The organism is Actinomyces israelii DSM 43320 (assembly GCF_000711965.1).
GTDB lineage: Bacteria > Actinomycetota > Actinomycetes > Actinomycetales > Actinomycetaceae > Actinomyces > Actinomyces israelii.
In genome coordinates this window covers 57,729-68,009 of sequence record NZ_JONS01000023.1, presented here as the reverse complement: position 1 = coordinate 68,009, position 10,281 = coordinate 57,729, and the positions used below count along the sequence as shown (strand labels likewise).

Genomic DNA, 10,281 nt, shown 5'->3' with positions numbered 1-10,281 from the left:
CGGGGGGTGCTCCTATGTGGTGTGTCAAGCGGTGGTGGGTAGCTGTGCTGCTGGTTGGGGGTCGTAGAGGGCTCCGTCTCGGATCATGGCGTTCAGGGTCGGGATGCGGCGGTGGGCCAGGGCGAGGACGGCTTGGCCCGGACGTTTGCCTTGGTCTCGTTTGCGCTGGTAGCAGGCGCGGCTGATGGGGTCGGATCTGAGGGAGGCGAAGGCGGAGCCGAACATGGCTCTCTTGAGTCTTTTGTTTCCGGCGTGGGAGACGCCTCTCGCCCTTGATCGAGGACCCCGGCCTCCTGGTCACCGGTGCCAGGCCGGCGTAGGAGGCCGGCTGGGCCCCGGTGGCGGGGGTCTTGCCCAGGGTCTCGGCCAGGAGGACGGCGGCGGCCGGGACCCCGATGCCGGGCATGGAGGCCAGGACCGGGCAAGAGAGGGTGGGCCTCCACCAGGGCCTCGACACGGCCGGCGATATCAGCCCTTTGGGCGTGCAAGGCGATGAGCCGGCGGGCCAGGTGGGGCAGGACCGCCCCGGCGGCATCAGTGCCTGCCACCGTCACGGTCTGCTTGTCCAGGGCATCGCAGACCTGCTGGGCCCAGACGGCACGGCGGCGGGCTCCGTGCTTGTTCAGCCTGGCACCGGTGCGTGCCTTGCCGGCCTTCTTCAGTGCGGTGGGGGCGGCGTCGGGCCGCTATGGCCTCCAAGATGGCGTCGTGCTCCAAGAGGGATCCCAGGACAGTCTCGAGGGCGGGGTGGATCTGGGTGTACAAGCCCCGAATGCGGTTGGCGGTCTGGCCCGTCCTGGCGTGCCAGGTCCAGGTCGAAACCAGTCAGCACGCCCAGGGCTGCAGTGTCCTCATCCGAGGTGCTGATAGCTCTCAGGGTGTGAGGCATGGTGCGGGCGGCCTGGGCGATCACGGCTGCGTCACGGGCGTCGGTCTTGGCGTTTCCTGGGCTCAAGTCTGCGATGCGGCGCATCGACAGTCCCGGCAGGTAGCCCACTGTGACACCCATATCCTGGGCCACCGCGACAGCCAGGGCCCCGATGGTCGCGGGTTGATCCACGACCACCAGCACACGGCCGTGCTCCGCCAGATGCTTGTACAGGTCCCGTAGACGGGACTCGTCACTGGGTAGGGCCCTGTCATGGATTCTCCGCCCGTCCCGGTCCAGGGCTGTGGCCCAGTGCTCGCTCTTACCGACGTCGATACCGATGAAGACGCCGATGTCGTCCACCTGCATGACACGCTCCTTCGCTCCGCGGGACGGGGCCGGCTGCTGACGACGAGCCCCGCACCCACGTTACGAAAGACCTCGCCACCAGTATCAGGTGGTGGGTCATTCCCCTTATCAGCGGTCACACGTCGCCGTACGACGGCCGGTGACTCTCGCCCCCCGGATCATTCGATAGACAGGGGCAAGACATCATGCCGGCCGTCGCCGGCCCAGCCGCGAGGCTTCTCCCCGCGACCACCAACAAGGTAACGGGGCTGGACCGAGTGAAAGGCCTCCGGGATGTGGCGGCCCTCTCGGTTCAGCATCTGCTCCCCGCCCCGCTCACCGGCGTACTCCGCCAGACGCCTCACGTCGCTGTGACCGTTAGACACCGCATCCGCAACGCGCTCTAATTCCTTGAGGTCCCGTTTGCTCACTCCTGATCCCGGCCTGCTCAGTTTACGGAGCGTTTTATCAACTCTCTCTCCCGCGTGAAGGCCGACGCCGCGCACCCGTACCTGTTGGCCGGCTGCTCCGGCCTGGCCTCGGCGGCCCGCGTGGTGACCTGGGCATGGGCGGCGAAGTGGACCTGCTGCTCGGTGAAGTCGGTGGAGGCCCTCATAGCGCGCGCCTCGGCGAGCGCGGAGGCGGGAGCCCCCGCCGTCCAGCGGCCCGCCCGCCCGAACGCGCTGCCGGGTATGAAGGTCAGCAGGTCCAGCACGTCAAGACAGAGCCGGCCCGGGGTGACAGTGGTGACGTAACCCATGACAGCATTCCTCGGGTCGCGCACCAGGGCGGCCAGCCCCCGCCCGTGCGACAGCCCCCAGGCCATCACGCCGGTGGCGCCCATGGCCAGGGCGAAGGACCCGCCCAACACCATTATGAGCATGACTATGAGCATGACCCCCAGGGCGATCATGAGGACCTGGCCCGCCCAGCCCAGGCCGTCCCACCACTGGGCCAGCCCCTCAAGAAGACCGGCGAAGAACACGCTGCCGCCCTTGACGCCCAATGCCCGCCAGTGCTCATGCCCGCCCACAGCCCGTACACGACCCACAGCAGCCCCGCCGTCGTCGCGACCAGGGCGCCCAGACGGAACAGCAGGCGCGTCCTCGGCTCACGGCCCGGGGTGACGGCGCCCATGGTATCGGCCCGCACGGCCCGCACGGCCAGCACCTGGGCCGCGGTCGCCCGGCCCCGCCGCATCGCCGCCGGCACGCCCCGGCGACGGTTCCCGTAGGCCGACCAGTCCACCACCAGGTCGCTCCAGGCGAACTGCACCAGGGGCCAGCACCGCAATCGACACCGCCTGCAGAGGGCCGGGAGCGCCGGTCAGCACCGGCAGGCGCACCGCCGGGCCTCGGGCAGGGGCAGACCGCGTTCTCTCGCGCCTCCGCGCCGGTAGTCGTCCACCAGCAGGCAGCACCCCAGCAGCGCCACCGAGACCGGGACCGCCAGGGCGCCCCGCCCGCCGACCAGCCACAGCGGACGGACCCACCACGGGATGCCCTCGGCGTCGTTGTCCATCCAGCCGAGGGCGGACCCGCAGGCGTTCCACCCCGCGTGGTCGGCGCTCACCTGCGCCATCGCCAGCACAGGCGGGACCAGGGCCGTCACCCGTCGTGCCGCGCCGAAGGGGGCCCCGGCCCGCACCGTGCCGACCCGCCACAGGGCGATCCCCAGGCCCACCGCCACGGCCACGATCATGGTGCGCACCCGGTGGCCCACCGTCACGGCCCCGCCCCAGTCCGCGTAGCTGCCCAGCGTCCACGGGTTCGGGGAGCAGGAGAGCCCGGACCCGCCCAGGAGGGCCTCCAGCAGGCCCGGCTGCCGAAGGCGGCAGACAGATGTCCTCCGCCACCGTGAAACCGAGCCCGGCCGCGTACCCCAGCAGCGCCCAGCCGGCTGCGGCGGAGCGCCGCGCGCGCTCCGGCGCCCTCAGGGCGACCACCGCCAACGGGATCAGCTTGCCCGGCTCCTCGATGAAGGCCGCCAGGGCGATGGAGGCGCCGTCGTCCTTCGGCGATAGCCCACCCAGCCCGCCCACCCTCCTGGTGACCACGGCCACCGCGAAGGCGCACCAGATCCCCGCTCCGTACACGGCGCTCACGGCCCGCCGGCTCGCTGTGCCGGGTGCGCGCGAGCCCCGTCATGATCACCGGAGCCATGGCGGCGAACAGCCCCGGCACCATGGCGGCCGCCGGCCGGGGGACCACCGGCAGCGCCAGCAGGAAGGTCACAGCAAGGTCACGCTCCTCGGGGACCCCCGGTACTCCCCGGGGAGCGCCGGCCCGGTGCGCACAGTATTTCGCAAGGGAAGAAGGGCCTAATTGGTTTCATTCCTCGTCCGGGACCGCGGGGGCGCGGGCGCGCTCGCTGACGCCATGGCGCGGAAAGGCTTCCCTGCGCAACGGGGGCTCCACCGGGGCTCGGGCTCCGGTCGCAGTCTCGGTAGAGTCGGCCTAGGCCTTCCTACCCAGAGGGCTGTTCGGCATGAGAGGAAAGGGGACGCGGTGACTGACCGGGACGGCAGGCGCACCGCCCCCACGGGCGGCCCCGGCGGCGGCGCAGGCGCCGAGGACCTGAGCGCCGACGTCGTCGTGGTCGGCGCGGGCCCGGCCGGCTCGTCGGCCGCCTACCACCTGGCCACCTGCGGCCTGGACGTCATCGTGGTCGAGAGGCACGAGCTCGGCCGCGACAAGGTCTGCGGCGACGGCCTGACCCCCTCGGCCGTGCGCGAGCTCGTCCGCATGGGCGTGGACACCTCGACCTGGCAGCGCAACAAGGGCCTGCGCGTCATCGGGGGCGGGCACCGCCTCCACATCCCCTGGCCCGAGCAGGCCTCCCTGCCCTCCTACGGGCTGGCGCGCCGACGCACCGACCTCGACCGGGACCTGGCCGAGCACGCCGCCGCCGCCGGGGCCCGCCTGCTGACCGGCGTCACCGCCACCGGCCCGGCCACAACCGCCGCCGGACGCGTCGTCGGCGTCGAGACCAGGCCGACCACCCGCGTCGCCCGCCCCGGGATCCCCCGCCCCGCCACCCTGCGCGCCCCCCTGGTCATCGACGCCGGCGGCGTCTCGGCCCGCCTGGCCACCGCCGTCGGCCGGCGCAAGGACGAGCGCAGGCCGCTGGGCGTGGCCGTGCGCGCCTACTTCCGCTCCCCGCGGGCGGCCGACGCCTGGATGGAGTCCCGCCTGGAGCTGTGGGACGGCCCGGCGAACCGCTCCGCCCTCCTGCCCGGCTACGGGTGGCTGTGGAGCGTCGGCGACGGGCTGGTTAACGTCGGGCTGGGCTCGGTGTCCTCGCGCGCCGCGACCACCAGGGTCGACTACCGCGCCGTCTTCAACCGCTGGGTGGCCTCCGTCCCCGCCTCCTGGGCCTTCACCCCGGACAACCGGGTCGGGCGCCTGGCCTCCGCCGCCCTGCCCATGGCCTTCAACCGCAAACCCCACTACGCCGACGGCCTCATGCTGCTCGGCGACGCCGGCGGCATGGTCTCGCCCTTCAACGGCGAGGGCATCGCCCAGGCCCTCATGTCCGGGCGCCTGGCCGCCGAGGCCGCCGCGCAGGCCGCCGCCCGCTCCACCGCCGTCGGCCGCGAGAGAGCCCTGGGGCAGTACCCCGCCGCCCTGGAGGCCGAGATGGGCGGCTACTACACCCTCGGCCGGGTCTTCGTGGCCCTCATCGAGCACCCCGAGGTCATGCGCGTGTGCACCCGCTACGGCCTGGGCCGCAAGCACCTCATGAGGCTCGTGGCCAAGCTCCTGTCCGACGGTTGGGAGCGCCGCGGAGGCGACGCGATCGACCACTTCATCCAGCTCCTGACGAGAATGGTGCCAGCAGCATGAACCCCTACGTCTCCCTGCTCATTATGGCGGCGATGGCCCTGGTCGTGGCCGCCGGCGGCCTCATCCTGTCCGCGATCGTGAGCCCCAACAAGCGCAACAGGGTCAAGGTCGCCAACTACGAGTGCGGCATCGACCCCACGCCCACCAACACCGAGACCGGGCGCTTCCCCATCGCCTTCTACCTGGTGGGCATGACCTTCATCATCTTCGACGTCGAGGTCGTCTTCCTCTACCCCTGGGCCACGGCCTTCGCGCGCCTGGGGCTGTTCGGGCTGAGCGCCGCCCTCATCTTCATCGCCCTGATCACGGTGCCCTACGTCCTGGAGTGGCGCCGCGGCGGGCTGGACTGGGACTGACGGGCGCGGGACGGGCAGGTAAGGCAGGCACACCATGAACATGCGCGACTACAACGAGAAGATGCTCCACGTCCCCTCCAAGCGGGATGACCTCCAGCTCGCCGCCGAGCAGTCCGTGGACGGCCCCGGGTTCCTGATCACCAGCGTCGAGCGGCTCACCGGCCTGGCCCAGGCCCGCTCCCTGTGGCCGGTGACCATGGGCCTGGCCTGCTGCGCCATCGAGATGATGGGCACCGGCACCCCCCGCTTCGACATGGCCCGCTTCGGCTGGGAGGTCTTCCGCGCCTCCCCGCGCCACGCCGACGTCATGATCGTCTCGGGCCGCGTCTCCCACAAGATGGCACCCATCGTCCGCAACGTCTACGACTCCATGCCCGAGCCCAAGTGGGTCATCTCCATGGGGGCCTGCGCCTCCTCCGGCGGCGTGTTCAACAACTACGCCATCGTCCAGGGGTGCGACCACATCGTCCCGGTCGACATCTACCTGCCCGGCTGCCCGCCGCGCCCCGAGATGCTCCTGAACGCCATGCTCGAGCTCACCCGCCAGATCGAGCGCCGCCCCATCTTCAGGCACCGCGAGGAGATCGCGCGCGCCGTCGAGGCCGCCGCCCTGGCCGCCACCCCCGTCTCCGAGATGAAGGGCCGGCTCGCATGAGTGAGAACACCGCCTCCCCCGACACCGGCGGCGACATCGAGCCGGTCGCCGCCGTCCCCGAGGTCGTGCCCGGCCGCCCGGTGCGCCCCGAGCTGGTCGCCGAGGTCGTCTCCGCCCACTCCGGCCAGTTCGGCGCCGCCGACGCCGGGGACACCACCGGCTACGGCCGCCACCGCACCGTGGTCACCCTCGCCCCGGCCGCGGCGCGCCCCTACGGCTCCTGGTTCGACGGCGTCGTCGACGCCCTCGTCGAGGACCTGGCCGATGCCGGGGTCGAGCCGGCCGAGGCCATTGAGAAGGTCGCCGTCGAGCACGACGAGCTCACCCTGTTCATCGCCCGCGAGCACCTCCTCGACGTCGTGCGCCCCCTGCGCGACGACCAGGACCTGCGCTTCGAGCTGTGCCTGGGCGTCAGCGGCGTCCACTACCCCGGCGACGCCGGCCGCGAGCTGCACGCCTGCTTCGAGCTGGTGAGCCTGACCCACGGCGGGCGCCAGCTGCGCCTGGAGGTCGCCTGCCCCGCCACCGACCCGCACGTGCCCTCGATCGTGCCGGTCTACCCCGGCGACGACTGGCACGAGCGCGAGACCTGGGACCTCATGGGCATCGTCTTCGACGGCCACCCCAACCTCACCCGCTCGGCCATGCCCGACGACTGGGTGGGCCACCCCCAGCGCAAGGACTACCCGCTGGGCGGCATCCCCGTGGAGTACAAGGGGGCCGCCACCCCGCCCGCCGACACCCGGAGGTCGTACCGCTGATGAGCCCCGCAAGCACCTTCCGCGCCGCCGGGCCGGCCACCGACGACATCGCCGACGGCGCCCCCCAGTACACGCTGGCCGGCGGCGACTGGGACGACGTCGTCGCCGCCATCGCCGCGCGCGACGAGGACGACCGTCTCCGCCACGACCGCATCGTGCTCAACATGGGGCCCGTCCACCCCTCCACCCACGGCGTGCTGCGCCTGGTCCTGGAGGTCGACGGCGAGACCGTCACCGAGGTCCGCGTGGGCACCGGCTACCTGCACACGGGCATCGAGAAGAACATGGAGTACCGCACCTGGGTCCAGGGCGAGACCTTCGTGACCCGCATGGACTACGTGGCCCCCTTCTTCCAGGAGGTCGGCTACGCCCTGGCCGTGGAGAAGCTGCTCGGCATCACCGACGACATCCCCGAGAAGGCCTCGGTCATGCGCGTGCTCCTCATGGAGCTCAACCGCATCGCCTCCCACGCCGTCGCCATCGGCTCCGGCGGCAACGAGATGGGCGGCACCACGCTCATGACCATCTCCTTCCGCTGCCGCGAGAACATCCTGCGCGCCTTCGAGATGGTCTCCGGGCTGCGCATGAACCACGCCTACGTCCGCCCCGGCGGCCTGGCCCAGGACATCCCCACGGGCCTGACCGACTTCGTGCGCTCGGTCATGCCGAACATCAAGAACGACATCGGCGAGCTCGAGTCCCTCCTCATGGAGAACCCGATCCTGAAGTCCCGCTTCGTCGGCGTGGGCGAGGTCAGCCTGGCCGCCGCCATGGCCATGGGCCTGACCGGGCCGTGCGTGCGCGCCGCCGGGTACCCGCTGGACATGCGCCGGATCACGCCCTACTGCGGCTACGAGACCTACGACTTCGACATCCCCGTCTACGACCGCTCCGACTGCTACAACCGCCTGGCCGTGCGCTTCGACGAGTGCTACCAGTCCCTGAAGATCGTCTCCCAGTGCGTGGACCGCCTCGACGAGATCGCCGAGCGGGGCGACGACCCCTCCAACACGACCATGGTGGCCGACCCCACCATCGCCTGGCCCGCCCGCATGGCCATCGCCACCGACGGCCAGGGCCAGTCCCTGGACCACGTGCGCGAGATCATGGGCACCTCCATGGAGTCCCTCATCCACCACTTCAAGCTGGTCACCCAGGGCTTCCGCGTCCCCGCCGGGCAGGTCTACCAGACCGTGGAGCACGCCAAGGGAGTCCTGGGCGTCCACGCCGTCTCCGACGGCGGCACCCGCCCCTACCGGGTCCACTTCCGCGACCCCTCCTTCTCCAACCTGCAGTCGCTGGCCATGATGGGCGAGGGCGGCATGATCGCCGACCTGGTCCCCTCCCTGGCCTCCATCGACCCCGTCCTGGGAGGCGTGGACCGCTGATGAGCACCACCGAGAACACCCGTGCGACCGCCGCCGGCTACGACCCCGATCTCGGCGCCCGCCTGGACGCCGAGATCGAGCAGATCACCTCCCGCTACCCCGCGGGCCACGAGCGCAGCGCCCTGATCCCCATGCTGCACCTCATCCAGAGCGTCGACGGCTACGTCTCCCCGCGCGGCATCGCCCTGTGCGCCGAGAAGCTGGGCCTGACGCGCTCGGAAGTCAGCGCCGTCGCCACCTTCTACAGCCAGTTCCGCCGCCACCCCGCCGGGGACTACCACGTGGGGGTGTGCACCAACGCCCTGTGCGCCGTCATGGGCGGCGACGAGGTCTGGCGGGCCGTGAGCGAGCACACCGGCCTGGGCAACGACGAGACCAGCGAGGACGGCCGCATCAGCCTGGAGCGCGTGGAGTGCAACGCCGGCTGCGACTACGCCCCCGTCGTCATGGTCAACTGGGAGTTCTTCGACAACCAGACCCCGGCCTCCGCCGTCGAGCTGGTGGCCCGCCTGGAGCGCGGTGAGGCCGTCGCCCCTACCCGCGGCCCCGAGACCCTGCCGACCTTCCGCGACAACGAGCGGCTCCTGGCCGGATTCGAGGACGGCCGCGCGGACGAGGGCGTCGGCGCGGGCGAGCCGAGCCTGCTGGGCCTGCGCATCGCCCGCGAGCACGGCTGGACGGTTCCGAAGGAGGAGACCAAGTGACCGACAGCGCGAGCGGCGCCGCCCAGGCCGGCCCGGCCTTCACCGCGCCGGGCACCCTCACCCCCGCCGTCACCGACATGTGGGACAGGGACCGCTCCTGGACCCTGAAGGCCTACCTCGCCCACGGCGGCTACCGGGGCCTGAGACGGGCCAAGACGATGAGCCAGGACGAGCTCGTCGCCCTGGTCAAGGCCTCCAACCTGCGCGGCCGCGGCGGCGCCGGCTTCCCCACCGGCCTGAAGTGGTCCTTCCTGCCCGCCCCCGACGGCGGGGCCCGCTACCTGGTGGTCAACGCCGACGAGTCCGAGCCGGGCACCTGCAAGGACATCCCGACGATCATGGCCAACCCGCAGGCCCTCGTCGAGGGCGTGGCGATCTGCTCGCGGGCCATCGGCTGCGACCACGCCTTCGTCTACCTGCGCGGCGAGGTCGCCCACGTCTACCGCCGCCTGCTGGCCGCCGTGCGCGAGGCCCGCGAGGCCGGGTACCTGGAGACCGGCTTCGGCCTGGACGGCGCCCAGCCGCTCGCCATCACCGCGCACGCCGGGGCCGGCGCCTACATCTGCGGGGAGGAGACCGCGCTGCTGGACTCCCTGGAGGGCCGCCGCGGCCACCCGCGCCTCAAGCCCCCCCTTCCCGGCGGCCCAGGGCCTGTACGCCCGCCCGACGGTCATCAACAACGTCGAGACCATCGCCTCCCTGCCGGGGATCCTCGCCCGCGGCCCCGAGTGGTACTCATCCATGGGCACCGAGCGCTCCAAGGGCCACGGCATCTTCTCCGTGTCCGGGCACGTGGCCCACCCCGGCCAGCTCGAGGCGCCCTTCGGCATCACCATGCGCGAGCTCATCGACCTGGCCGGCGGCGTCCGCGCCGGACACCGGCTCAAGTTCTGGGTCCCGGGGGGCTCGTCCACCCCGATCTTCGGGCCCGAGGAGCTCGACGTCCCCCTGGACTACGAGTCGGTCGGGGCGGCCGGCTCCATGCTGGGCACCCGCGCGCTCCAGGTCTTCGACGAGACGGTCTCCGTGGTGCGCGTGGTGGCCCGGTGGACCGAGTTCTACCAGCACGAGTCCTGCGGCAAGTGCACGCCCTGCCGGGAGGGCACCTACTGGATGCGCCAGATCATGGCGCGCCTGGAGGCCGGGCGGGGCCTGCCCGGGGACGTCGAGAAGCTGGAGTCCATCGCCTCCAACATCGCCGGCCGCTCCTTCTGCGCCCTCGGTGACGCCTCCGCCACCCCGGTCCTGTCCGGCATCAAGCGGTTCAGGGCCGAGTTCGAGGCCGGGTACACCTCCGCGGCCGACGAGCTCTTCCCCTACGCGGCCTCGGCAATCGTTGAAAGCGCACGGTGAGAC

General features: G+C 72.0%; 8 protein-coding genes and 3 pseudogenes. 7 read left to right on the top strand and 4 right to left on the bottom strand.

Features of this window, described 5'->3' with window-relative positions:
- Nucleotides 1-24: 24 nt before the first annotated feature.
- The 4 genes and pseudogenes from O145_RS17340 to O145_RS19745 all read right to left on the bottom strand — a co-directional run.
- Nucleotides 25-1,237: pseudogene (locus O145_RS17340) on the bottom strand (IS110 family RNA-guided transposase).
- Between the two features lie 427 nt (nucleotides 1,238-1,664).
- A complete protein-coding gene (locus O145_RS19195; protein WP_229118482.1) occupies nucleotides 1,665-2,249 on the bottom strand; it encodes a hypothetical protein in 585 nt (194 codons plus the stop codon).
- A gap of 293 nt (nucleotides 2,250-2,542) precedes the next feature.
- A complete protein-coding gene (locus tag O145_RS19190) occupies nucleotides 2,543-2,944 on the bottom strand; it encodes a hypothetical protein (protein WP_229118481.1) in 402 nt (133 codons plus the stop codon).
- A gap of 172 nt (nucleotides 2,945-3,116) precedes the next feature.
- Nucleotides 3,117-3,272, bottom strand: a pseudogene (locus O145_RS19745) (hypothetical protein); the annotation flags it as partial.
- Between the two features lie 520 nt (nucleotides 3,273-3,792).
- Between O145_RS19745 and O145_RS09470 the strand changes: the two are divergent.
- The 7 genes and pseudogenes from O145_RS09470 (at nucleotide 3,793) to nuoF (ending at nucleotide 10,278) form a co-directional block, all read left to right on the top strand.
- Complete coding sequence (locus O145_RS09470; RefSeq protein WP_043562445.1) at nucleotides 3,793-5,061, top strand: geranylgeranyl reductase family protein; 1,269 nt, start codon at nucleotides 3,793-3,795, stop codon at nucleotides 5,059-5,061.
- On the top strand, nucleotides 5,058-5,417 hold the full coding sequence (ndhC, locus tag O145_RS09465; RefSeq protein WP_043562428.1) for an NADH-quinone oxidoreductase subunit A: 360 nt from the start codon (nucleotides 5,058-5,060) through the stop codon (nucleotides 5,415-5,417). The genes O145_RS09470 and ndhC overlap by 4 nt, the downstream gene beginning before the upstream one ends.
- Before the next feature lie 34 nt (nucleotides 5,418-5,451).
- Nucleotides 5,452-6,072, top strand: coding sequence for a NuoB/complex I 20 kDa subunit family protein (locus O145_RS09460; RefSeq protein ID WP_084682511.1), 621 nt, complete (start codon nucleotides 5,452-5,454; stop codon nucleotides 6,070-6,072).
- Nucleotides 6,069-6,833 (top strand): NADH-quinone oxidoreductase subunit C, encoded by a 765-nt coding sequence (locus tag O145_RS09455; RefSeq protein WP_043562427.1) that lies wholly within the window; start codon nucleotides 6,069-6,071, stop codon nucleotides 6,831-6,833. Before O145_RS09460 ends, O145_RS09455 begins: the two co-directional genes overlap by 4 nt.
- A complete protein-coding gene (locus O145_RS09450) occupies nucleotides 6,833-8,221 on the top strand; it encodes an NADH-quinone oxidoreductase subunit D (protein ID WP_043562426.1) in 1,389 nt (462 codons plus the stop codon). Before O145_RS09455 ends, O145_RS09450 begins: the two co-directional genes overlap by 1 nt.
- Complete coding sequence (nuoE, locus tag O145_RS09445; protein WP_043562425.1) at nucleotides 8,221-8,925, top strand: NADH-quinone oxidoreductase subunit NuoE; 705 nt, start codon at nucleotides 8,221-8,223, stop codon at nucleotides 8,923-8,925. Before O145_RS09450 ends, nuoE begins: the two co-directional genes overlap by 1 nt.
- A 77-nt stretch (nucleotides 8,926-9,002) precedes the next feature.
- Nucleotides 9,003-10,278 (top strand): annotated as a pseudogene (nuoF, locus tag O145_RS09440) (NADH-quinone oxidoreductase subunit NuoF).
- Nucleotides 10,279-10,281: the final 3 nt, after the last annotated feature.